General features: G+C 68.6%; 21 protein-coding genes. 14 read left to right on the plus strand and 7 right to left on the minus strand.

Annotated features, from left to right (window positions below; translation table 11 throughout):
- Positions 1-100: 100 nt before the first annotated feature.
- The 3 genes from ABZU25_RS03250 to ABZU25_RS03260 all read left to right on the plus strand — a co-directional run bounded on the left by ABZU25_RS03250 (position 101) and on the right by ABZU25_RS03260 (position 2,324).
- On the plus strand, positions 101-355 hold the full coding sequence (locus tag ABZU25_RS03250; protein WP_007465523.1) for a Smr/MutS family protein: 255 nt from the start codon (positions 101-103) through the stop codon (positions 353-355).
- A gap of 707 nt (positions 356-1,062) precedes the next feature.
- Positions 1,063-1,698 carry a DUF2199 domain-containing protein gene (locus tag ABZU25_RS03255; protein WP_355027677.1) on the plus strand — a complete coding sequence of 212 codons (636 nt, stop codon included), beginning with the start codon at positions 1,063-1,065 and terminating at the stop codon, positions 1,696-1,698.
- Between the two features lie 59 nt (positions 1,699-1,757).
- Positions 1,758-2,324 (plus strand): NUDIX hydrolase, encoded by a 567-nt coding sequence (locus tag ABZU25_RS03260; RefSeq protein WP_355027678.1) that lies wholly within the window; start codon positions 1,758-1,760, stop codon positions 2,322-2,324.
- Here the strand turns inward: ABZU25_RS03260 and ABZU25_RS03265 are convergent, their stop codons facing one another.
- Positions 2,325-3,734, minus strand: a complete 1,410-nt coding sequence (locus ABZU25_RS03265) for a helix-turn-helix transcriptional regulator (RefSeq protein WP_355027679.1) — start codon at positions 3,732-3,734, stop codon at positions 2,325-2,327.
- A 149-nt stretch (positions 3,735-3,883) separates the two neighbouring features.
- On the opposite strand from ABZU25_RS03265, the gene ABZU25_RS03270 reads away from it, so the two are divergent.
- Positions 3,884-4,219, plus strand: a complete 336-nt coding sequence (locus ABZU25_RS03270) for a hypothetical protein (protein ID WP_355027680.1) — start codon at positions 3,884-3,886, stop codon at positions 4,217-4,219.
- Positions 4,220-5,328: 1,109 nt separating this feature from the next.
- Here ABZU25_RS03270 and ABZU25_RS03275 read toward each other — a convergent pair.
- Entirely contained in the window at positions 5,329-5,949 is a 621-nt protein-coding gene (locus tag ABZU25_RS03275; RefSeq protein WP_355027681.1) for a hypothetical protein, read from the minus strand.
- Between the two features lie 188 nt (positions 5,950-6,137).
- Positions 6,138-6,995, minus strand: a complete 858-nt coding sequence (locus tag ABZU25_RS03280) for a TIR domain-containing protein (RefSeq protein ID WP_355027682.1) — start codon at positions 6,993-6,995, stop codon at positions 6,138-6,140.
- 651 nt (positions 6,996-7,646) lie between these two features.
- On the opposite strand from ABZU25_RS03280, the gene ABZU25_RS03285 reads away from it, so the two are divergent.
- On the plus strand, positions 7,647-9,095 hold the full coding sequence (locus ABZU25_RS03285; protein WP_355027683.1) for an ATP-binding protein: 1,449 nt from the start codon (positions 7,647-7,649) through the stop codon (positions 9,093-9,095).
- 36 nt (positions 9,096-9,131) lie between these two features.
- On the opposite strand, the gene ABZU25_RS03290 is transcribed toward ABZU25_RS03285, so the two are convergent.
- Positions 9,132-9,485 (minus strand): hypothetical protein, encoded by a 354-nt coding sequence (locus ABZU25_RS03290; protein WP_355027684.1) that lies wholly within the window; start codon positions 9,483-9,485, stop codon positions 9,132-9,134.
- A gap of 252 nt (positions 9,486-9,737) precedes the next feature.
- Between ABZU25_RS03290 and ABZU25_RS03295 the strand changes: the two genes are divergently transcribed.
- Positions 9,738-9,875 carry a hypothetical protein gene (locus ABZU25_RS03295; RefSeq protein ID WP_355027685.1) on the plus strand — a complete coding sequence of 46 codons (138 nt, stop codon included), beginning with the start codon at positions 9,738-9,740 and terminating at the stop codon, positions 9,873-9,875.
- Between the two features lie 15 nt (positions 9,876-9,890).
- Here ABZU25_RS03295 and ABZU25_RS03300 read toward each other — a convergent pair whose 3' ends face one another.
- Positions 9,891-10,139: a hypothetical protein gene (locus ABZU25_RS03300; RefSeq protein WP_355027686.1), complete on the minus strand. Its 249-nt coding sequence runs from the start codon at positions 10,137-10,139 to the stop codon at positions 9,891-9,893.
- Between the two features lie 224 nt (positions 10,140-10,363).
- Between ABZU25_RS03300 and ABZU25_RS03305 the strand changes: the two genes are divergently transcribed.
- Together ABZU25_RS03305 and ABZU25_RS03310 are read left to right on the plus strand one after the other, a co-directional pair.
- A complete protein-coding gene (locus tag ABZU25_RS03305; RefSeq protein ID WP_355027687.1) occupies positions 10,364-11,164 on the plus strand; it encodes a proline hydroxylase in 801 nt (266 codons plus the stop codon).
- Positions 11,165-11,181: 17 nt separating this feature from the next.
- Positions 11,182-12,123: a threonine/serine dehydratase gene (locus ABZU25_RS03310; protein WP_355027688.1), complete on the plus strand. Its 942-nt coding sequence runs from the start codon at positions 11,182-11,184 to the stop codon at positions 12,121-12,123.
- Between the two features lie 4 nt (positions 12,124-12,127).
- Here ABZU25_RS03310 and ABZU25_RS03315 read toward each other — a convergent pair whose 3' ends face one another.
- On the minus strand, positions 12,128-14,278 hold the full coding sequence (locus tag ABZU25_RS03315; protein ID WP_355027689.1) for a tetratricopeptide repeat protein: 2,151 nt from the start codon (positions 14,276-14,278) through the stop codon (positions 12,128-12,130).
- Between the two features lie 277 nt (positions 14,279-14,555).
- On the opposite strand from ABZU25_RS03315, the gene ABZU25_RS03320 reads away from it, so the two are divergent.
- Positions 14,556-15,044, plus strand: a complete 489-nt coding sequence (locus ABZU25_RS03320; protein ID WP_355027690.1) for a hypothetical protein — start codon at positions 14,556-14,558, stop codon at positions 15,042-15,044.
- A 108-nt stretch (positions 15,045-15,152) separates the two neighbouring features.
- Here the strand turns inward: ABZU25_RS03320 and ABZU25_RS03325 are convergent, their stop codons facing one another.
- Complete coding sequence (locus tag ABZU25_RS03325) at positions 15,153-17,498, minus strand: M28 family peptidase (RefSeq protein WP_355027750.1); 2,346 nt, start codon at positions 17,496-17,498, stop codon at positions 15,153-15,155.
- 393 nt (positions 17,499-17,891) lie between these two features.
- Between ABZU25_RS03325 and ABZU25_RS03330 the strand changes: the two genes are divergently transcribed.
- The 5 genes from ABZU25_RS03330 to ABZU25_RS03350 all read left to right on the plus strand — a co-directional run bounded on the left by ABZU25_RS03330 (position 17,892) and on the right by ABZU25_RS03350 (position 23,317).
- Complete coding sequence (locus tag ABZU25_RS03330; protein ID WP_355027691.1) at positions 17,892-19,091, plus strand: fused response regulator/phosphatase; 1,200 nt, start codon at positions 17,892-17,894, stop codon at positions 19,089-19,091.
- On the plus strand, positions 19,088-20,821 hold the full coding sequence (locus tag ABZU25_RS03335; RefSeq protein ID WP_355027692.1) for an ATP-binding protein: 1,734 nt from the start codon (positions 19,088-19,090) through the stop codon (positions 20,819-20,821). Before ABZU25_RS03330 ends, ABZU25_RS03335 begins: the two co-directional genes overlap by 4 nt.
- The gene (locus tag ABZU25_RS03340; RefSeq protein ID WP_355027693.1) at positions 20,818-21,270 is read left to right on the plus strand and encodes a response regulator; all 453 of its coding nucleotides are present in this window, start codon (positions 20,818-20,820) and stop codon (positions 21,268-21,270) included. Before ABZU25_RS03335 ends, ABZU25_RS03340 begins: the two co-directional genes overlap by 4 nt.
- A complete protein-coding gene (locus ABZU25_RS03345; RefSeq protein ID WP_355027694.1) occupies positions 21,263-22,072 on the plus strand; it encodes an inositol monophosphatase in 810 nt (269 codons plus the stop codon). Before ABZU25_RS03340 ends, ABZU25_RS03345 begins: the two co-directional genes overlap by 8 nt.
- Before the next feature lie 228 nt (positions 22,073-22,300).
- Entirely contained in the window at positions 22,301-23,317 is a 1,017-nt protein-coding gene (locus ABZU25_RS03350; RefSeq protein ID WP_355027695.1) for a hypothetical protein, read from the plus strand.
- Positions 23,318-23,333: the final 16 nt, after the last annotated feature.

The following is a 23,333-nucleotide window of genomic DNA, read 5'->3' on the forward strand; positions in this document are numbered from 1 at the left end:
GGGGCGGTCCTCCGGGGCCGCCCCTTCATCATCGTCCGGGCGGGCCGCCGGGCGTGCCTAGGATGGCGGACATGGGACCTGACCGGGCGGGGGCCGCGGCATGAAGCTCAAGCTGGACCTGCACGAGATCTTCAACAAGGGGCAGGACATCGACCGCGCGTTGCGCGGGATCATGGACGAGGCGGTGGCGAAGAAGGCCACCCTCGTCGAGATCATCCCTGGTAAGGGGTCCGGTCAGCTCAAGAAGCGCGTGCTGCGGTTCCTCGACCAGAAGGACGTCAAGCAGCTCTACCACCGCGTGGAGAAGGACTCCAAAAACTTCGGCCGCCTCTTCGTCCACTTCCGCTGGAAGTAGAAGCTTCACGGCCTTTGAACTGCGGCTTCGGCCGCTTCCAGGACCTTTCGGTCATGATCATGTCGTGTCCAGGCCGTCAAGGACTTGCGGAACGTCTTTGCCGGGCTGGTCTCCCCGAGTGCCTTGTCGATGGCCCGGCGGGTGCGATCCTCGCTGGCCGGCAGCAGGTGGGTGCGTGACCGACCACGCCCCGACCGCCACCAGAGACCGCAAGCTTGGGACGCATGCCGGTACGCTGCACCTTGAAAGTGCCTTCCGTGATGGATGAATGAGACCCTAGACAAGTCACATCGTTCCAGATCAGAAGGCACTTTCGCGTCCCCGCGACCGCCGCCGCGCAGCCTTAACGAAGGGCCGAGGCTGGGGCTCGCTCACCTTGAGCGATTGCCCGTGTTCGACGGGATCAGCGTAGCCCGTACCACCCGTATTCCATTACGGATTGGCGCGCCGGGGTAGCCGGTGGCTAGGTGTGGTCTGGTCCAAGTGGTGCTGTCCGGTCACGGGACCTGCGTGACACATCGGTATCAGGACCTGTGTGACACTCCGCTGTGCCATGTGGGTGAGAGTGATGAGACGGCAGCATTGAGCCGTCGTCGTGCTGAACGGCCACGACTTGCGGCGCTGGTCGGAGTCCCCGCAACGATGGTCATGGCCCCGCGTCGGTGAACTCACTTGAACCCCCGGCCATGGTGCTTGAAGATCGTCACATGTCTGAGCCGTGTGTGACGTGTTCCTGCTGCGGCACGCCACTCGATCCGGAACACGCGGCGGTCAACTTCGAGTTGCCCGACGAGATCGCCGGGATCGATGACGACGAGTTTCAGCGTTTGGTTGACACCCATACGTACGTGGTACTCACCGTTCGGGGGCACGGGAGCTACCTGCGGGTGATCTTGCCGATTCGCATAGACGACGGCCGCACCGCCACCTTCGGAGTATGGGTCGCCGTTTCAGAGGAGGACTTCTACCGCGTCCGCGACACGTGGGCCAGCGAGAGCTATTCGTCACTGCGGTTTACCGGGCTGCTCACCAACGCCATCCAGCCGTGGGGCGATCAAATCGTCGGCGCGCGCGTGGAGATCGCTGTCATATACCCCGACGCCATCCCTCACGTGGTCAGCAGCTCGCAGCCACTACTTAGGGAGGTGCTGCAGCGGCCACAACCGACTCAAGACGTCCTGGCACCAAACGGCGGGGCCTACGTTCAACTCTTCGAAGAGGTACCACCGCTGGTTCGAGTGTGGAGATGGCTGATGGGGCATGGGTGGGGACCGGCAGTGCAGCCTGTGGGACCCCTGGAGAGGCATGGTCCTGACGACCACAAGACGCTGAAGGGCTCTTGAGCCGTAACAGCGGTGAGGTCCAAAGGAGCCGTTCTCGCCAGCGGTCGGATACTGGGCGGGTGACGGAGGAGCAGGCTACCGAGCCGACGCGCTGGACGATTCACGGTGAGCGGGTGGTGGACGGCAGCCGGCGGGCGCGGCTGAGCATTGCTGACGTGGAACTGCCGGATGGTGCCCGTTTCGAGCAGTACGTGATCCGGGCACCCCGGTCAGCCATGGTTGCGGTGCTTGACGACCAGGAGCGCCTGCTGCTGATGCGGCGGCACCGGTTCGTGTTCGACCGGTGGGTGTGGGAACTGCCCGGGGGTTACGTCGACGACGGTGAGCAGCCGGCGAGCTGCGCGATCCGGGAGGTCGAGGAGGAGACCGGATGGCGACCGGGTGCGGTGGAACCGATGCTGTCGTTCCAGCCGTGGGTGGCGACCGCGGACGCGGAGAATCTGTTGTTCCTTGCCCGCGAGGCGATACATATTGGTTCGGCAGTGGACGTCAACGAGGCCGAGCGAGTGGCCTGGATGCCGTTGGCGGAAGCGCGAGACCTCGTGTCCCAGGGTGAGATCGTGGGATCTGGCACGGTGATCGCGGTGTTGGAGCTGGTCGCGCGCAAAGCCCGGGGTGAGCTGTAGTCAGCGGCGTTGACCGAGGGCTACGTCGACGCGGTTGATGAAGTGTCGGACGGCTGGCCGGCGGCGGTGCACTGTGAGTTCGGTTTGCAGGTCGCGTAGGTAGCGGATGGCTCGGGCTGACCGTAGTTGAGAGGTCAGCGTGAGCGCTTTGGCCCCGATGGCGCTGGCACGATCGGGCTCGCCGTGGTGGGCGTGGATGGAGGCGAGGAGAGTGAGATTGAAGGCCTTGCCGCGTACGTAGCGTTCGTCCATCCGCAGTGAGCGGACGGTGAAGCGTTCGGCCTGCTGGTGGTGGCCGAGGGCGTGGAAGCAGTGGCCGAACTTGGCTGACAGGTATGCCTCGTCGAAGTAGCCGAGCCATTGCGGGTCGCTGCTGCGGTCGGCCCGGTCGAGGGTCTGTTCTGCCTGGTGCAGTGCGGTGGTGCAGGCACGTTCGTCGCGCGCGGCGGCGTGAGCATGAGCTTCCATGACCAGCGCCTCGGCGGTCAGCACCGCGAGGCCGGCGCGTTGTGCCGTCTGCCGGGCGGCGCGGGCCAGATCGACGCCGGTGGCGTTGTGACCGAGATAGGTAGCTTGGTGGCTCATCGCGGCGAGGATTTCGGCACCGAGCCCAGCATCGTCGGCAGCTCGTGCGAGGTCGAGGGCGTGGGTGAGGTAGCGCTGGGCGAGGCCGTGTTCGGCCATGTCGTACGCCTGCCAGCCGGCGAGCTGAGTCAGCTCGGCGACGGCGGCGAGTAGCTTGCGCCCGGTCGCAGGATCGTAGTGGCCCTCGGCCAGCAGGGGCGTGACCTCGTGGTTGAGGTAGCGGGCGAGGGCTTCGCGTGCGTGGCCGCCGCCGTGCTGGTTGTCGAGTCGACGGTAGGTGGAGGTCATCTCGCGGATGGTGTCGATGTCGGGTTGACCGACTGATCGGTGTCCTTTCTGTGTGACGGGTTGAGTGGTGGGGGCGGTGAACCAGCGCAGCGCGGGCAGGGTGTAGCCAGCGGAGCTGAACACTGTCTGACGGAGCATGTCTCGGCGGTTCACGTCGCCTTCCCACAGCTGCGTGGCGGCGCGGACGTCCTCGCGCCAGGATCGGTCGTTTGGCACATCACCCCGCGGGCTGCCGGGGGTGGGGCGAGGTGGTTGGTGGCGCGGTGCAAGGCCGAGCGACATCCGGGTCTCATCGGGCATGCCGCAGCCGTCGGCGATCCGTTCCAGCACGTCGATGGAGGTCACCTTCCGGCCGGCGATCACCCGGCTGACGTAGCCCTGTTCCAGGCCGACCACGGCCCCGATGCGCGTTTGACTCGCCCCCGCGTGCCGGGCAAGCAGCCGGAACAGAGTGCCGATGTCGCGGGCACCCACTGCGGTTTTGATGTCCTCCCGAGACCAGAAGCCGTCGGGAATCCGAAGATGGTCGGGTAGCACGGCCGCCCCCCACCGTCATCAAGTGACTACGCATCGTGCTCAACATGGAGCTTAAGTCCGGTTCCCATGCAGGTCGAGCACGCTCATGTCACCGTGACATGGCTAGCGGACATGGTCGCGAGAGCGCAGCCGGCGGGACCGTCTTGGGCATGTTGTTCGATGTCGAGAACCCGCCGGTCGAGCCGCCTGACGGCTGTCGCCACCGGCTGCTGTGGCGTCTGTGCCGAGCACTGTGGGAAGAGCACCGCCCCGACCGTGCCAGCCATTACCTCATCGTCGGCTGCGGGCACGACGACCAACTCGTGTCGTGCCGCCTGGCACGCCTCGCCGTAGAGGGCCTGCGAACCGCTAACGGCGAGCAGGCCGTCGCGTCACCGCTGTGGCTCGATGTTGCCCGGAGCCGTATCGCCACGGGCGACATCAACCTCGCCGCCGTCATGGCGGAGGCGCGCTGGCACCGTCGCTGCGCAGGCATGACGGGGTGAGGATGACTGCGATTTACGGCCTGCAGGCCCTCATCGACCACGCCCAGGCTCAAGTCGACGCCGCCGACGTACTCCTGACCCGCCACGACGAGGTCGGACTCAACCTGTGCCGGTGTGGTCGGCCCCATCCCTGCCCAGAGCGACTGCGGTGGCTCCAGAGACGGGCGCACTTCGTACGCCTTATCGGCGACTCACGGTGACCACCCACGGCCCGATGATGCCGATCTGGACCTGCGAAGGCTGCAACGCACCCTGGCCCTGCCGGACCAGACAGCAGGAATTACGGGCTGAGTACGAGGGCGCATCCGTCTCCCTGGCGCTCTACATGGGTGCTCAACTGGTCTGCGCCTCGCGGGACCTGACCTGGGTGCCGGCGGGGGTCCTGCACCTTCGCTTTCTCGGTTGGACTCGATGAGCCGCCTCCGGCGGAGCGATGAAAAGTTCCACTACAGCGATGGCTCCCACAAGTGGATCCCCCCGGACTCGGACTACGACCAAGCGGTCTGGGACGAACAGGTTCGCCAGCACAAGCAAGCCCACCTCAGAAACGAGAAGCCGAAAGTACGCATCCAGCGTCTCGTCTGAACCCGGTGGTTGTGCAACTCGTGCCAGCAGGAACGGACCGAGATACGCGCGCAAAGGCCGGATGGAGGCGCAGCAGAATAAATCGGATCGGCGAACTCCGCGATATCGGCCAGGGCCGCCGGACGACCTGGTTGCCTGGCGCTGGTTGCCGAGGGCTGCCGCCCTTGCATGAGGCGAGTAGTACCTCTGTGAGAACTTTCTGTACGAGATCAAGGCGGCCCGCTTCGCAGGCCGCTCGCGCCGCCGATTAGGGGGCCGACCCAGAGGGTCGCCGCTCAGGGACCCCGCCGCCCAGGTGCAAGCGCCGGCGGCACCCCGGCGGTTCTAGCCCCGCTGGCGGCGCGGACGTAGACAGCAAAGGACTCCGTGCTGCTAGAAGCGGCCAGGTGGGCATAGGGTCCTCAGATCTTGGTCTGCATCCAAGCAGTCATTGCCGTTGGTCGGTGGCAGAAGTGGCGCGTAGGGCCGGCAGGGTCGGGCGGGCTCCAGATTGTCTAGGCCGCAGGCAGGAGCGGAAAGCGCGCTCACGGCACCTTAGCTTTCGTTCGCTGTCGACCGAACATAGCCTTCCGTTGCTGCGGTTCGGCCCCTCCGTCCACACTTAGGAGTGGTCGGTATCGTTTCCGGTCCTTGCGGCTGACGCCCAAGTCTTTTGCTGCGGCGTTTCGGAAGTTCATAAGTGCTCGTATGCCCGCCTCATGCACCTTCGAAATGACGGTAGCGTCTACCTCCCCCGAGAGGGCTTGAATCACAACGTCTGTCTGCATTTCTACCAGCCTGAAGCCGTCCGCAACGGCCGCCTGCGTCTGGTATGAACCTAACAGGTCTATCTCTGCATACAATGCTGGTAGTGCGTTGGTAGCCTTTTGTAAGTCAACAAATACCTCTCGGATCTTTGCCGCGTCCCCGGACCGCAACTTTGTCGCCGATTCTGTTGCAAACGCGCTGCTGGCATCCGATACGTGCTTCAAGTATGCGGTATAGGCCTTGTGGCGCCTATCCCGCAGGGCGTTCAAGGCGTCGGAACGGTCTTTTAGGATAGCGCCAATAGCGACGCCCGCGAATCCCAGAATCGGTGCGAGCGCTATAGCTGTCACTTGGATCCAAAAGGGCACGTCAGCACCAGCGGGGGCGGCTATATCCATGGCTCCTAATATAGGTTGCTGCGGCGCAGCCATCAGTGACCGCCTCGCCGGCAGGCCTAGTTTTCGTGGGACAGGGCCAGGTGCCTCCTTCTCGGGCATGCCTCCGGCGGGGCGCTCGGGCGCTCTGGGATGTCTGAGCAGGGGACGCGGCCACTGGGGCTGGTGTATCGGATCTAACGCCCCTCCTGCTAGGTTCCGTTTCTGGTGGAAGCGCGTTCTTTGATCTTCGGCGTCTCTCGCCGGAGTCGATCGTATTCCGCAACCCTCTGTCGCATTGTTTCAGATATGGCCTTGACCTCATCTAGTTGCTGTTCTAATTGCGCCGCCTTGGCTGCGGTAACTTTGTAGACGACTTGCATTTGCTCGAAGTTCGCTGCCGCATGCTGCGCTGCCCGCTCTGATAGCTCCAGGGCGCGTTGAGTCTGGTTCAGCTTGTCAGTTAGATAATGCGTTTCTAGGCGAGAATCTGACTCCTTCTGCTCCATGTCGCGCTCTATATTGCGCACCCTCGTCACCAACTCGGCAAGCATGTCATCAGGCGTTCTGCGCGGTTCGGTGGGCGGTGCTGACGCGGAACGTGCATCTGTTACTGCGGTCTCTAGCTGGGGCCACATTGCCCCGAACAGCGTGTCGATGGACTCACGCGGCTTCGGGTTTTCCGCCAGCTCGCTGAGTTCGTATACGAGGCGCCGCATGCCCTCTCTGTCGAGCCTTCGAGCCTGAAATGAGTGCAACGGTGAAGTGATGTCCGATGGTTCCAAATCTATGCAAAGGGGAACAACGCGTGCTTGTTCCAGGCCTTTAGCAAGCGCGCCTGATTCGAACAGTAGCCATGGAGCAGCTTGGGTGCTTCGCGTCACACACACGATTCCGAAATTCGTTGCGTCGAGTGAGTGAGCAATTGATTCGTTCCATCTTGTGCCGCTTTGGATCTCTTCGTCGGACATCCAAGGCTCGACGTGTTGAACAACTACGCTAAGCCACTCGCGCAGAGCGCGGGCGATCTGGCGGCTTGGTTCGCCGCTCCAAGAGATAAAAATCTTCACGTTGCCCCTCCTGCGGTGACGGTAAAGAGAGTACAGACGATGAGTTGCGGTTGATTAGAGGGCGTAGCTCCGACCGGATCCGGCTAGTCACGCTTTGCCGATCATGCCCAGCCTTGGTCGGTACTGACGCAAAGCCCTCCCTCTCGCTGAGGGTGGGACGCCACCCCAGTCCGGAGCTCCGAGGGTCCGTTCGTCAGCGCGGCTCAGGAGAGGGAGAGTGAAGATCATCGGGCACACACCCGGCACAACTGAGGCCGGCAAGGGCTGTCAAGCACTGTCAGGCAACGGCAGAGTTCTCCCAGGCTGGGACGGCGATCCGCCCCGGATGCAGATGATCCTCATACCCTGGGAGGGATTAGTGCGTTGAAGTCCGGCGGGACGGCATGGACGTTCCTGCGAGTGCAGGACTCGGTTCGCGAGGCTGCAACGGCCAAGATCATGCATGTCTGGGCCGTCTGACGCGAACCAATGGCGACCATCACGGACCACCTACGCCAGGTGTGGTAGCAGGTCAGAGCCTGAGTCGCCCAGTTTGGCTGTCTACGCCCCGGCCTAGATCATTACCGCTGGAAGTAGACGACACATCCGTGACGATCTCCCGTTTAGGTAGACTGCTCCGAAGTAAGATGCGATCTAGCTTCGGAGGGGTCGATGTTCGTCGGTCGGCGCACGGAACTCGACCTGCTCTCCAAACAGCTTGATCATGTGAAGCGCACCGGCGAGGGCCGTTCTGTCGCTATCCGCGGTCGGCGGCAGGTGGGTAAGTCGCGGCTGGTGCAGGAGTTGTGCGACCGTGTCGATCTGCCGTACTGCTTCTACACCGCGGTCAAGGGCGCGTCGAGCGTCGAAGCGGTCGGCTACTTTCTCGGCGCCCTGCGCGACTCGTCGCTGCTCACCTCTGGCGGTCGCGACCTTCTGCCGTCCCAGCCGCCGGCCGGCGGCTGGGGAGACATGCTGCGGGTTCTGGCGGGTGTCCTGCCCGACACGCCGAGTGTGGTCGTCCTCGACGAACTGCCCTGGATCTCCGAGCAGGACGCGACGTTCGACGGGCATCTCCAGGTCGCCTGGGACCGGCTCATCTCCAGCAAACCAATGCTACTACTGCTGCTCGGCAGCGATCTGCACATGATGCAGCGGTTCACCGAGTACGACCGGCCGTTCTACGGCAGGGCCACGAACATGGTGCTCGGGCCGTTCAATCTTGCCGAAACCGCCGCCGTGACCGGGCTGAGTGGCGCGGACGCGATCGATGCGCACCTGATCACCGGCGGGTTGCCCGGTGTCGCCCGGGAGTGGTCACCGGGAACGCCCGCCGTCGATTTCCTGAGCCAGGAGATCTCCAACAAGACCTCAGCGTTGTTCACCGTCCCCGAACAGTCGCTGGCGTCGGATTTTCCCGCCCCGGACACTGCCCGGCGCATCCTGGAGGCGGTCGGCGGGGCAGGCAGTCGCAGGTTCACCAACATCGCCGCTGCCGCCGGTGACCGCGGTGGCCCGGTCAGCTCCGGCACCCTGTCCCCGCTGCTTCACCGGCTCGTCGAGGAGAAACAGATCCTCGCTGTCGACAAGCCGCTGTCCACCAGGCCCAGCAAACTGGCCCAGTACCGGATCGCCGACAGCAACCTGCGTCTGTACCTGGCCATTCTTCGCGATGTGCATCAACTGGTTCTACGCGACCGGACAGCGGCCGCCCGCGCCATTCTTGATCGTCGGTGGCCCACCTGGCGGGGCAACGCCGTCGAGCCGATCATCCGCGATGCACTCGCCATCGCCGCCGGTGCCGGAGGCTTGCCCTGGACCGACACGTGGGAGGTCGGCGGCTGGTGGAACCGGCAGTCCAACCCGGAGATCGATCTTGTCGGAGCTGACCGCGCCCCGATCGCCTCCCACATCGCATTCGCCGGTTCCGTCAAGTGGCAGGACGGCCCGTTCGACCGGCATCACCTCGACGAACTGCGGCGCGACGCCCCGCTGATTCCGGGTTTTGCGGCAGGAACCAGCGGCCTGGTCGTCGTCAGCCGCTCTGGCGCCAACCTTCCGGCTGGGGCCGTGGATCTCATCTGGGGACCTGACGACATCGTCCGGGCGTGGTCGGTCTGATGCTGTCCACAGCGAACGGCACCGGTCGCCGCGACGTCACTGCGGTGCCCGAGTGGCCGGAACCCCAGGCGGGCAGTCGATGGGCGCGGGAGTGATCTCGCGGGGGCCACTGGTCTCCCGGCGAACATCGAAGCGTACGCAGACCTGGTAAGAAACCTCGTCGTCGGCCAGCCAGCCGTCGGATGCGTGGCCCACCATCATGACCTCGACCGTGCCCAGCAGGCCCACCCCACGCTCGTCCGGAACGTGGACTGAGGCGGTGAGCAACTCGCCTCCGGTCTCGGCGACGAGCCGGTCGAGTACGGACTGGTTACTTTTCCAGCCCTTCAGACTGTGTGAGTCGGTCGCCCATGGCTCGGTTTCGTGGGCGACCTGTTCGGCCCTCTCCAAGACCGAGTCCCGAGCCCTGTCGTGGCCCGAGGGGGCGCATCCAGCGGAAGGCAGCACAACGACGAGGCAGGCCAGCAGTGCGCCGGCGCCTGTCCGCCCCCAGCAAGCTGAGTCGAGCGCCCGTCGACTGTCGATGATGTGTCGCGACATGCTGCTAGAACATCGTCGATCCCGTCTTCGCGCATCCGTCCCGGTACTCAGCGCGGGCCGGCCTGCTGGACTTTCGCCGTACGGGAGGTGTGTCATCTGGCGGTGGCCGAGATTGTCGTCGAGATTCACGTCCCGCTGCTGGCAACGGACCGAGTGCCACGAGCCGCGTTCGCTGTCATCACCGACGACGAGGCGGACGCGATTGGCCAGGGACGGCGCGTGGAACTTGAGTCCTCGTGACCGCGTGAAGGCTGGTCAGTGAGTCGTTGCGTCGGCGCGGGTGCTGTGGCTGGCGGGGTGCCGGGACCAGCACTGCGGGCGCTGCCGGACGGCCAGCTCCAGTGCCTGATGGTCCGACTCGATCATTTCCCGGGCTATTCGACGCGCCATCTCCAGGCGATCGACATGCATGTCAAGATCGGTCGGGCCGGCGCCAGCCATATCGAACTCCTCGTCAGCGTTCGAGCTAATCGCATTATGCGGCACGTCAGGAACCGTCACCATTCCCCGATCGGTGGAAGGCGCCCGCCGTACGGCTCAGAGTCGCGTAACCCGGTTGCGCCGATGGTAGCGGCACTCGCGCCACCCGGCCCGGACCTGCGGGAACCGGTCACTGGCACGCGTCGCGATCAATGTCTGCGTGTTGCTGGAGGTTTGTACATTGCACGGTGCGTGGGTCGGGGGGCGTGACATGTCCGGTGAGGGATCTTCGCTACGGGAGGACCGCCGTGCAGCACTCGAACAGAACAGATCCGTTGTTCGTCGCCGTCAAATCCGACTCGATCACCCGTGCGGATGTCGCAGGGCTCATCGCGGGGCGGCTGGCCGCCGTCCGGGTGCCGGGGTTGCTGTCCGCGGCCCGCTGCCACGCGATCACGGCCGCGCTCGCCAACGCGCCCATGGACCGGTACGACGAGAGCCGGGTCTTTCCCGTCGTCGCCAAGTTCGGCCCGGCGATCAACGACCACCGGGCTGCCGGTGAGCTTCGCGAGGACTACTGGGACGCGGCCCGCGCGGCCGAGAAGAGCTGGTCCACGCTGGGCCTGCCGGATGCGCCACGGGAGCTGTGCCTGGCCGCGTTCCAGAGCGCGTGGCCGGACGTCGCGCCCGGGCGGCGGCAGCGTCGGGAGATGCACGTCGGCATCGTCCGCGAGATCAACGCCGGCCTCCAGGTGCACTTCGACGACGCGGTCCGGGAGTACGCGGGGCGGCTGCTCGACGGTGACGTGGTGGCGCAGTTGGCGTTCAACATCTACGTGCGGGTGCCCCCCGCCGGTGGGGAGACCGTGCTGTGGCGGCGGCGCTGGCAGCCGAACGACGAGAACCTGCGGATTCCCGGCGGGTACGGCTTCCACGAGTCGGTGACCGCCGACGCGCAGTCGTTGACCCTGCGGCCCACGCTCGGGGAGGGCTTTCTGTTCGACCCGCGGCACTATCACACGGTGCGTCCCGCGACGAATGGCCGACGGATCTCCATAGGATGTTTCGTCGGGCTCACCGACGATGGTCGACTGGCCCTCTGGTCGTAGTGAAGGGGCGTTTCCCCATGGTGGACAGAAGCGACGTCGAGGCGGCCGCGGCACTCGTCGAGGGGCGGGTCCGGGAAACCCCGGTCATCGCCGTCGATGGTGCCGACCTGGGGGTGCCCGGCCAGCTCAGCCTCAAGCTGGAGTTGCACCAGCACACCGGCTCGTTCAAGCCGCGCGGCGCGTTCAACCGGATGCTCCAGGGCTCGTTGCCGTCGGCCGGGGTGATCGCCGCCTCGGGCGGCAACCACGGCCTCGCCGTTGCCTACGCGGCCCGGTCGCTGGGCGTTCCGGCGGAGGTCTTCGTGCCGGTCACCGCCTCGCCGGTGAAGGTGCAGCGGTTGGCCGGGCTGGGCGCACAGGTGCGTCAGGTCGGTCAGCACTACGCCGAGGCGTTGGCCGCGAGCACCAAGCGGGCCGGGGAGACCGGCGCGTTGGTAGTGCACGCGTACGACCAGCCGGAGGTGGTGGCCGGTCAGGGCACCGTCGGCCGGGAGCTGGAGCGGCAGGTGGACGGGATCGACACCGTGCTGGTGGCGGTCGGCGGCGGCGGTCTGGTGTCCGGCATCGCCAGTTGGTTCGGCGGGTCGGTACGCGTCGTCGCCGTCGAACCCGAGCAGATCCCCACCCTGCACTCGGCCTTGAAGGCGGGTCGGCCAGTCGACATCGAGGTGGGCGGCATCGCCACGGACTCGCTGGGTGCCCGGCGGATCGGCGAGATCGCCTTCGACACCGCCCGCCGGACCGGCGTGGTCTCCGTACTGGTCCGCGACGAGGACCTGGTACGGGCGCGCCGGCTGCTCTGGTCGGAGCTGCGGGTCGCCGCCGAGTTGGGCGGCGCTGCCGCGTTGGCCGCGCTGGTCGGCGGCGCGTACGTGCCGCAGTCGGGGGAGCGGGTGGCAGTGATCATCTGCGGTGGCAACACCGACCCGAGTGACCTGGGTCCGGCCGCCCCGCACTGACCCGTCAGCCGCCGTTGCGCAGGCGGCGCAGCGCGTGTTCGATCTGGAGGGTGTCCAGGTGGGTGTCCCCGAGTAGTCGTCGTCGGTCGGCCAGCAGCCGCTCGTACGCCTCGATCGCCGGGTCGAGCCGCCCGTCGAGCAGGAGCACCGCGGCCAGGGTGGCCCGGATGGCGAGCACCTCGCCGCGGTCGGCGTGCCGGGGTTCGACGGTGGCCAGGGTGGCCCGCAGTTCCGCTTCCGCCTCGGCGAGCCGGCCCTGCGCCTGCATGCAGCGGGCCAGCGTGTGCCGGGCCTGCCAGGTTTCCGGTTGGTTGAGCGGCCAGGTCCGGTAGCGGACCTCCAGGATGGCGTGCAGCATCTCCTCGGCCTCGGGGGCCCGTTGTTGGGCGAGTACCGCCAGCGCCAGGCTGTGTCGCACGATCATGGTGTCCCAGTGCTCCGGGCCACGGACCTGGTCCTCGGCGGCGACGATCTGCCGCAACTCCACCTCGGCCTCCGGCCACTGGCGCTGCGCCATGATCGCCTTGGTGAGTTTGTGTCGGCTGGCGAGGGTGTCGGCGTCGTCGCTGCCCAGCACCCGCGTGCGGTCCGCGATCACCTCGCGGAGCACCCGGTCGGCCATCTCCGGCTGGTTGCGTTCCAGCCAGGTACGGCCCAACTCGTGGCGCAGCGCCAGCACCTGCGGCCGGTCCAGGTCATGGTCGTACGCGGCGCTGCCGCGCACGATCGGGTCCAGGATGTCGAAGGCGGAGCCGGGTAGGCCGATCGCGATGAGGTAGCGGGCGGTGAGTCGGGCCAGTTCCAGTGCGCGGCGTACCGTCTCGGGGTCGTGTTTGTGTTGCTGTGGCACCAGGTATTCCCGCACGGCCTCGACCAGGTGCGGCACCAGTACGTCCCAGTTGGCCCAGACCGCCGAGTCGTCCGGGCTCTGCCCCTCGGTGGCGGCGAGCAGCAGCTTCATGACCAGGCCGTGGTATTCGGCGATCTGTTCGCGGACCTCGTCGCGGTCGCGGAACATCGCGTGCACCAGGGGGTGCAGCGACAGCACGTGCGCGAAGGCCGGGTCGGTGCCGTCCTCCTGGACGTCGAAGTCGACAAGGGCGAGGTCGCCGATGCCCTCCAGCACCTTGACCCGCTGGCGGCCGGTGAGCCCCTTGAACAGCGGCGACCCGGCCAGGATGGCCGGCTTGAGCACCACCTCGTAGGGCACCGGGGAGACGCTCAGACAGGCCAGCACGTTGAGCAACGGCCGGCTCTGTTGGAGCTGGCGGCGGGCCAGCAGGTCCAGTGAGAGGTCGTCGACCTCGCGGACGATCTCCAGGCCGAGCGACTCGTCGAGGTCGACGTCGGTGGCGTCGCGTGGTGAGCGGAACCGCCGCTGCACGGCGACCCGGTAGTCGGCGAAGGTGGTGATGGTGGACGAGCCGCGCCAGACCGGGCTGGCGTTTACCGACCGCAGGTAGTTGCCGGCGGCGCGCAACGCCAGTGGCAGTCCACCCAGCTCCCGCGCCAACTCCCGGGCGTCGGCCAGGTCACCGGCCTGCGCGCCGGCCCGGTCGGTCAACACCTGCGCGCCGGCCTCGGCGTCGAGCGGGCGCACCTGGTGCAACGTCGACCAGGTGCCCCAGGTGGCCCGGTTGCCGTCCCGGGTGGTGACGATGACCATGCCGTCGTCGGCCTCCGGGCGGCGCAGCCAGCCGGTGCCGTCGGCGAGCACTCCGTCGGTGGGGCCCAGCGTGGCCGGCTCGTCCGCACTGTCGAAGATCAGCAACCAGGGTTGCGCGGCCTGGTTCAGGTAGCGCCACACCAGATCGGTCGCGCTGATCATCCCGGCCCAGGCCTGGTCGACCTGGGTCTCCGAGGCGCCGAGTTGGCTGACCACCTCCCGCATTCCGGAGTTGAGCCGGCCCGCCTGCACCCACCAGACCGTCCGGCCGTCGGCCCGCGCCTGGCGGGCGATCTCCAGGGCGACGTGACTCTTGCCCGAGCCGCCCATGCCGCACAGGATGTGCACCGGGGGCCGATCCGCTGCGGGTTCGACTGGCTGCACGATCTCGTGGAGCAGGTCGTCGCGCCCGTGCAGTGGGCTGTCGAGTCGTCCGAGCGGTGGGTCGACGGAGACGCGACTCGGCCGGTCGTACGCGGGCCGGGGCACGCCGGCATCCTCGGGTGGAACGTCCGCAGTCAATGCGGTCCCCCTTCGGTGGCGAAATTGCAGTGGCCGGCGGAGGATCTCTGTCACCTTGTGGACAGTCGGAGGGATTGTCGCCCGCACCACGTCAACCGCAAGGATATCCATCCCCGTGCTGGGTTGCACACTCTCCGTTCAGGCCGCCCGGCCGACCGGAATCGGCGTCCGCTTTTCCAATTCGGCGTCGATTCCGGCCGATCCGTCGTGCTCGGCGTTCGACAGCTTGCTCCACGATGGACCCATGAACTGGTCGTCAATCCAGGACGTGATCGACTGGGGTTCCGTACCGGACTGGTTCGGCGCGGTCGGCTCCATCGCCAGCCTGCTCTTCGTCTATCTCGGACTGCGCCGCGAGATCCGCGCCCGTCGCACCGACGACCTGCGGGTCCGGGCCACCCAGGCCCGCCTGGTCTCGGCGGTGGCCGAGATTCGGGGCACCTCCGTGCTGCGGGTCACCGTGGCCAACGAGAGCGACTCCCCGGTGTTGGACGTGGCGGTGCTGGCTCGGCTCGTCCCACCGGACGATCCGGACGACGAACCGGTCCCGCTGGCGGCGGCCAAACAGGTCCGCCGGATTCCCGGTCGGGACGCGCAGGATCTCTTCGTCACCGTCACGGCGGAGCACCGGTTACGGTCGGCCGACACCGTTCTGATGGAGTTGACCTTTACCGACCATGACGGTAATCGTTGGCGGCGCATCGGCGCCGGTCAACCCGAACCGGCGGGCTGACCCGATTCGGCACCGGGCGCACGCACACCGTCAGGTGACATATTTGGTCGCTTCGAATAGGTGGTGGTCCGGTGGAGGAATCGCACCACCGGACCACCTACTCGCCCGTCAGAAGGGATACGTGCGGGCGACCGCCAGCATCTCGGAGCTGTGCGACCCGACGATGCCGACGCCCGGCGGCCGGGGGCGGAAACCGGGCAACCCGTCCAGCCCGTCACTGGCGTCCATCGCCCGTAGCGACACCTGCGGAGCCCGCGGCACCACTGTCAGCGTCACCTCGATCCCCTCGGGTGGCGGGGCGTGGAAGACCACCCCGAACCCCCACCGGTCCAGCCCCGCCTCCTCGACCGTCGGTTGCCGCTCCACCGGAACGGCCCGACCGGCGACCTCCGCCCGCTTCACCTCGGCGGTCTTCGCGTCCACGTGCAGCGAGACGAGGCGTACGGTCCGCTGCGGCACGACCCTGACCCGCAGTGTGCGCTCACCACCGGCGGTGCTGTCCGACAGCAGCTGCACTGTCGGCGCCGGCAGGTTGGCGTTCGGAGCCGTACCGACCCGCAGTGACTCGTGGCCCAGGGCGGGGAACCACTCGCGTAGCGACGCCCGCTCGACCGGGCTGATGTGCTGGGCCGTCCACGGTTGCAGTTCCTCCTCGTGGGTGACCCACTGCGCGTCGCCCGTGTCGGCGTCCAGGGCGTACATGAGATGGGTGGGCGCGGGGTGGGCGGCGTCGAACCGGTCGACGCCCAGCCCGACCCCGGCGAGCACCACCGTCGCCACGGCGGCGGCTGCCGCCGGCAGCACGCCGAGCCGGCGGGCCCGCAACGCCCGCAGGCCGCGCTGGCCGCCGGCCTGCGGGTGCAGCAGGTCGACCACCGGCAGGGCGGTCAGACCGAGCAGCACCACGACCAGCGCGGCCACCCCGCCCATGCCCATCCCCAGCGCGGGGAAGAGCAGCACCACAGTGGGCAGGAGGATGACCACGCCGACCGCCGCGGCGGCGGTCACCGCCACCACCGGCCACGGCCCGGTCTGCCGGGTCCGCAGCGCGACCAGCCCGCCGAGGGCGCCGGCCAGCGCCGGCACTGTGGTGAGGTACGCCCCGCCCGGCACCGCCACAGCGAGCAGCACCCCGAGCAGGGCCAGCCAGGCCAGCCCGCCCACGGCCAGGGCGGCCGGGCCGATCCGGCGGCGCAGCAGCGCGTACCAGGTGAACACGGTGGCGACGGCGAGCGCCACGACGGCCAACCGGTACCAGACCGGCCGGTACGGGTCGAGTAGTTCCGCGTACCCCGGTCGGATCGTGGTGATCGCCAGCCAGAGCAGTTGCGCGGCGACCGGCGCGACCACGATCGGCACCAGGGCCAGCCCGAAGCCGGCGGCCAGCCGGCCGGTGCTGGCCCGGCCCCGCCGACGGATCAGCCAGCCCAGCGCGGCCACCGCCGCCACCGCGAGCAGGGCCAGCGGCAGGGTGAGCGTGCCCGGGTAGCGGACCAGGCCGCCGGGGACCGGGAAGTAGGTCGCGTCGTGCCCGGAGCGCAGGTCGGTCAGGTCGGTGCGGCCGAACTCCCGAGCCAGGCCCAGCGCGTTGTCCCCGTGCTGCTGGAGGCTGCCCCGGTCCATGGCCGCCGGCGTGTCCAGCGGCGTGTGGTAGATCGCGCCGCCGTCGATGTACGCCGAGTTCAACCCGACGAACTTCTGGTTCAGGAACGCTGTGAAGTCGGTGTCGTTGGGCAGCGCCCGGTAGATCTCCACAGCGAACGAGGTACCGACCGGGTGCGGAGCGGCCCGGCCGAAGACGTCCACCAGTTTCGCGTTGTTCCGGGACGTCTCAAACATGATCACCGGGCCGGTGGAACCCCGCGCCTCCAGGTTGAGCACCACCCCGCCGTCGGCGGCCAGCGGGTGGCTGGCGGCGAACGCGGACGCGCCGCAGAGGCACGCCTCCTCGGCGTCGGTGAGCACGAAGACGATGTCGTTGCGGGGCCGCGGGCCGGTGGTCAGCGCGCGGGCCACCTCCAGGATGGTCGAGGTGCCGGCCGCGTCGTCGTTGCCGCCCGGCCCGGTCTGCACCGAGTCGTAGTGGGCGACCAGGAAGACCCGGCCGGTCGAGTCGGTGCCGGGCAGCCGGGCCACCACGTTGCGGACGCGGGCCACTGTCGTCCCGCCCGCCGCGCCGCTGAGCTGCCCGGCCTCCGGGGCCACGGTGTCCTGCACCTCGGTCTCCAGGCCCAACCCGCGCAACTGCTGCTCAAGGTGCGCGCGGACCTGGTCGTTGGCCGCGCTGCCGGCGACGTGCGACCGGGCGGCGATCACCTGGACGTCCTCGTACGCCCGGCCGGCGCTGAACTCGCCCACCGGCGCGCCCGCCGGCTTCGGCGTCGGCGTGCGCAGGTCGAGCAGGCTGCCGGCGCCGACGGCGGCCAGCGCCACCAGCGCCGCCGCGGCGGCCACGAGCCGCCGGTGCGGCCGGGTCAGCGCACGATCCGCAGGGGGTACGCCCGGAGTCGGACGGGCCGGTGTGCCCGTCGTGGCCGGGGTGGGGGGTGCGCCCACGGGAACTCCTCGGGGGGTGGTGGGGCCTGGGGTGGCACCATCCTGCCCCGCGGCCGTCCCGGAGGGCATGGCCGGTACGGCCCCGCATTGATCACCCGCGTGGTTTGTCCCTCGGCGGGCAGTGATGCGGCCCATCCCCGCCCGTGCCGTGGGCATCGTGTTGTGTGCGACCGTTGTCTAATACAGGATCAGCAGGGCACTCGGAAGGAGCCCGACATCACCAGCGAACTCCCGCGCCTCGCGGCGGTGACCCGGCCGCACCGGGGGTCCGGCTCGGCCGGGTCCCCAGTTGTGCCGTACCCGCACGGTGGCCTGGCGCGGCACGCCAACCTGCCGCCGGGCGAACGGTTGCGGGTGCTGCTGGTGGAGGACGACGAGGGCGACGCCTTCCTGGTCGGTGAGCTGCTCGCCGAGACCAACTCGATGATCGACCTGCTGGTGGCCGCCAGCCTGCGAGAGGCGCGGCAGCGGATCAACGACGTCGACTGCGTCCTGCTCGACCTGGGCCTGCCCGACGCGCAGGGGCTGGACGGGCTGCGTCAGGTGCTGGAGATGTCCAGCGGCGCCGCGGTCTGCGTGCTGACCGGCCGCTCGGACGAGCACCTGGGCGTCGTGGCGGTCGCCGAGGGCGCACAGGACTACCTGGTCAAGGGTCAGGTCGACGGGGTGCTGCTGACCCGGGCGCTGCGGTACGCAGTGGAGCGCAAGCGCGCCGACGAGAACGCCCGCCGGCTGCGGGAGGTCGAGCTGCGGCAGGCCGAGTCGGCCCGCCTCGAACGCGGTCTGCTGCCCCAGCCGCTGATGACGACCGACCAGGTGGCGGTGCACACCTTCTACCGGCCCGGCCGGCACGCCGCGCTGATCGGCGGGGACTTCTTCGACGTGGTGCAGACCCGTCCGGACCGTCTCGACCTGATCGTCGGAGACGTCTGCGGGCACGGGGTGGACGAGGCCGCGCTCGGCGTCGAGCTGCGGGTGGCCTGGCGGGCGCTGGTGCTCGCCGGAGTGCCGGACGACGAGGTGCTGCCCGCGCTGGAGCAGGTGCTGATGAGTGAGCGCCGCCTTCAGGAGATTTTCGCGACGGTGGCCACCACCAGGCTGGACCTGGACGCCAACCGCGCCACCGTCCGACTCGCCGGGCACCCGCCGCCGCTGCTGCTCGCTCGCGGCCGGGTCGCCCCGGTGCCCGCGCCCGGAGGCCGACTGCTGGGCGTACGACCCCGCCGGCCGATCGCCTACGACCTGGAGTTCGACACCGATGACTGGTCCCTGCTGATGTACACCGACGGCCTCATCGAGGGGCGGGTGGGAGCGGGCAACGACCGCCTCGACGTGCCGGGGTTGAGCGGGCTGCTCGACGAGCCGGCCAACCGTTCGGTGTCGCTGCCCGAGCTGCCGGCCTGGCTGGTCGGCCGGGCGGAACGACTCAACGGTGGTCCGCTCGCCGACGACGTGGCCATGCTGCTGGTGAGCCGGGGTGGTGGCCGGTGAAGCCGGTGGTCGGCGGCTGGAGTCTGCGCCGCCGGGTCATCACGCTGCTCACCGTCGTGGGGGTGCTGCTGCTCGCCCTGGCCGGCGCGGAGGCGGCGATGGCCGCCCGCAACCGCACCCAGATCGACGCCGTCCTGAACGAGACCGGCCCCCTGCGGGTGCAGTCCCAGGAGCTGCTCAACGCGCTACTCGACCAGGAGACGGCGATCCGTGGGTACGCGGTCAGCGGTGACCCGGACGACCTGAACCCCTATCGGGAGGGGCTCGCCCAGGAGGAGAGCGTCACCGTCTCGATGCGGGCGCTGCTCGGCGACTATCCACAGATCAGCCAGGAACTGCGGACCGTCGAGGAGCGCATCACGCAGTGGCGGCAGTCGGTGGCCGAGCCGGTGATCACCACCACCGAGCAGAACGGCACCAGCGCGGGCCAGGCACTGGTCACCGAGCAGGCCCGGCAGCAGTTCGACGAGGTGCGCACGGCGGTGAACGACCTCCAGCAGGAGGTCCTGGTCGCCCGGGAGCAGACCGCCGACAACGTGCGCACCAGCAGCAACGTGCTGGTCGTGCTGCTGATCGTCGCCGCCCTGGTGGTGGTCGTGGCCGGCGCGGTGCTGCTGCTCTCGCTGGACCGGATGGTGATCCGGCCACTGACCGGCCTGGCCACCCAGGTCCGCGAGGTCGCCGAGGGCGACTACCAGCACCGCATCGCCACCACCGGCCCGCCGGAGTTCATCCAGCTCGGCGACGACGTGGACGCGATGCGCCAGAAGATCGCCGCCGACCTGGCCGAGGTGCGGGCCGCCCGCGAGCGGATCGAGTGGGTAAACAGCCAGCTGCAGAAGCAGGCCGAGGAGTTGACCCGGTCCAACCGCGACCTGGAGCAGTTCGCGTACGTGGCCTCGCACGACCTGCAGGAGCCGCTGCGCAAGGTGGCCAGTTTCTGCCAGTTGCTCCAGCGTCGCTACGCCGGGCAGCTCGACGAGCGGGCCGACCAGTACATCGCCTTCGCTGTGGACGGCGCGCAGCGGATGCAGCGTCTGATCAACGACCTGCTCGCGTTCTCCCGGATCGGCCGGCTCACCACCGGCTTCGTCGAGGTCGACCTCAACAAGGTGATGGGCGAGGTGGCCGGCCAGACCGAGGCCGCCCGGCAGTACGCCGACGCGGAGCTGACCTGGACCGATCTGCCGGTGATCTCCGGTGAGGAACCGCTGCTCACCAACCTCCTGGCCAACCTGGTCAGCAACTCGATCAAGTTCCGCCGGGCGGATGTGCCGCCCAAGGTGCACGTCTCGGCCCGGTTGGTGGACGCCGAGTGGGAGATCACCTGCCAGGACAACGGCATCGGGATCGAGCCGGAGTTCGCCGACAAGATCTTCGTGATCTTCCAGCGGCTGCACTCGAAGGACGCGTACCCGGGCACCGGCATCGGGTTGGCCATCGTCAAGAAGATCGTCGAATATCACGGGGGTCGGGTCTGGGTGGACACCGACGTGCCGGAGGGCACGGCGATCCGGTTCACCCTGCCGGCGCTTCCGGCGGACCTGGAGGCGGCTGCCGCCGGCGACTCGTCGGAGCAGCCGCAGGCCCTGCCGGACGGCGACGCCACGCCCTCGAACGAGACTCCGGCAGCGCCGGCCGAGCAGTCCGGCGGGTCGGACCGGCCGGACCGGGCCGACGAGTCGCCGGAAAGCGGTAGAACGGGTGACATGAGGGAGACGGTGGGATGACCGCGCCGGCAGATGGCAGGAGCCCGATCGAGGTCCTGCTGGTCGAGGACGATCCGGGTGATGTGCTGATGACCCAGGAGGCGTTCGAGGAGCACAAGCTGCGGAACCGGCTGACCGTCGTCTCCGACGGCGCCGAGGCGCTCGCCTACCTGCGCCGGGAGGGCCAGTACGCGGACGCGGTGGCGCCCGACCTGATCCTGCTCGACCTCAACCTGCCCCGGCGCGACGGCCGGGAGGTGCTCGAAGAGATCAAGAACGACCAGGAACTGCGTCGGATTCCGGTGGTGGTGCTCACCACCTCGCAGGCCGAGGAGGACATCCTGCGCAGCTACCAGCTGCACGCCAACGCCTACGTGACCAAGCCGGTGGACTTCGAGCGTTTCATCTCGGTGGTCCGCCAGATCGACGAGTTCTTCGTCAGCGTGGTCAAGCTGCCGCCGCGTGGCTGACACCCTGCTCGACGACGTTGGCGACCTGCTGCGGGAGGCCGCCGGCCAGGTCGTGCTCCCGTTGTTCCGCAAGCTCGACGACGCCGACGTGTCGGAGAAGGCGCCCGGTGAGGTGGTCACCGTCGCCGACCGCCGGGCCGAGGAGTTGCTCTCCGTGGGGTTGCGCCGGCTGCGGCCCGACTCGAAGGTGGTCGGTGAGGAGGGTGTCGCCGACGACCCGGCGTTGCTGCGGCACCTGCGCGACGCCGGTGACGTCTGGCTGGTCGACCCGATCGACGGCACTGCCAACTTCGCTGCCGGTCGCCGGCCGTTCGCCCTGATGGTGTCGTTGCTGACCGACGGGCAACCGGTCGCCGGCTGGATCCTCGACCCGCTCGCCGACACCCTCGCCGCGGGTTGGGCGGAGGACGGCACCCTGCTCAACGGCCGGCCGGTGGACGGCACCATCTCGGTGCCGCCGCGCGGCGAACTCCGCGGCGCGGCGATGACCCGGTTCCTGCCATCGGAGACCCGCGACCGGGTCCGCGCCGGCGGTCGGCGGCTCGGTGAGCTGCTGCCCGGTCAGCACTGCGCCGGCCGGGAATATCTGGACATCCTCACCGGTGAGCAGCAGTTCATCCTCTTCTGGCGCACCCTGCCCTGGGATCATGCCCCGGGCACCGTGCTGGTCCGGGCGGCCGGTGGCGTCGCCCGCCGGTTCGACGGCGTCGACTACCACCCCGCCGACGACGGCCGCGGTCTGCTCGTCGCGGCGAACGAGCAGGTTTGGACCGAGGTGCGCGACGCCCTTCTCGCCCCCTGATCCGGGCGCTGCGCGACGCCCTTCTTCTTTCCTGATCCGGGCGCTGCGCGACGGTGTCGGAACGCTCCGTCGACATCGGGGCGTCCCGGGCGTCAGGGGGCTGGTCACCGGCCCACAGTCCGGTATCGTGACCGGCGGTCTCCGCCAGCAGGCCGCCGACCGGCGCCGGCGGGGACGCCGCCGCGCAGTTGTTCACCGGGGGCCGGCGGTTGACGGAAGGACGCTTTCGTGCCCAGGACCAGGCTCGACCCGCGGCTCGGTCGCCGCACCCTGCTCACTCTGCTCGCCGCCGTCGCCCTGGTGCTCGGCGGTGCCGCCGCGCCCGCGTACGCCGAGCCCGGTGAGGGTGGCAGCAAGAAGCTGCAGGACGCGTTGGAGTTGACCGCCAAGGGGCACATCGAGGCCAAGGCCAAGCTCGACAACTCCAAGCGCCGCCAGACGGCGTTGACCGGCGAGTTGACGGCGATCGAGGGTCGCATGGGTGGGTTGACGGCCCAGGTTGGCGAGGTCGCCGCACAGTCCTACCGAATCGGCCGGCTCGGCCCGGCGTCGATGCTGCTCAACACCGCCACCCCGCAGGCGTTCCTGGAACGTGCCAGCGACCTCGACCTGATGGCCCAGCGGGACAGCAAGCGGCTGCGTGATCTCGTCGGAGCCCGGCAGCAGGCGCAACAGGCCAAGATCGCCATCGACGCCGAGGTCCGCGAGCAGCAGAAGCAGCTCGCCGTGATGGCGAAGAAGAAGAAGGAGGCCGAGGCGGCGCTCGCGGAGGTCAGCTCGGGCAGCAGCAACGGTTTCAGCGGGGGCGGTTCCGCCTCGGCGAAGCCCGCCCCGCGTAACTCCGACGGGTCCTGGCCGTCGGAGTCCTGCTCCGTGAAGGACCCGACCACCTCCGGCTGCATCACCCCGCGCACCCTCAACGCGCTGAAGCAGACCCAGGCGGCCGGCTACAAGCGGCACGTCTCCTGTAAGCGCGAAGGTGGCGGCGGCGAGCACCCGAAGGGGCGGGCCTGCGACTTCGCCGCGGCCACCAACGGCTTCGAGGATCGCAACGCGACCGGCGGCGACAAGGCGTATGGCGACAGCCTGGCCGCCTGGCACGTGCGCAACGCCGATCGACTGGGCGTGCTCTACGTGATCTGGTACCGGCAGATCTGGCATCCCGGCACCGGGTGGCGTTCGTACAGCGGCAGCGGCAGTCCGGCGGCGTCCCACACGAACCATGTTCATCTTTCGCTGTACTGACCCGAAGCACCAGCTT

Origin of the sequence: Micromonospora sp. NPDC005215 (genome assembly GCF_040607915.1) — a bacterium.
Lineage (GTDB): Bacteria > Actinomycetota > Actinomycetes > Mycobacteriales > Micromonosporaceae > Micromonospora.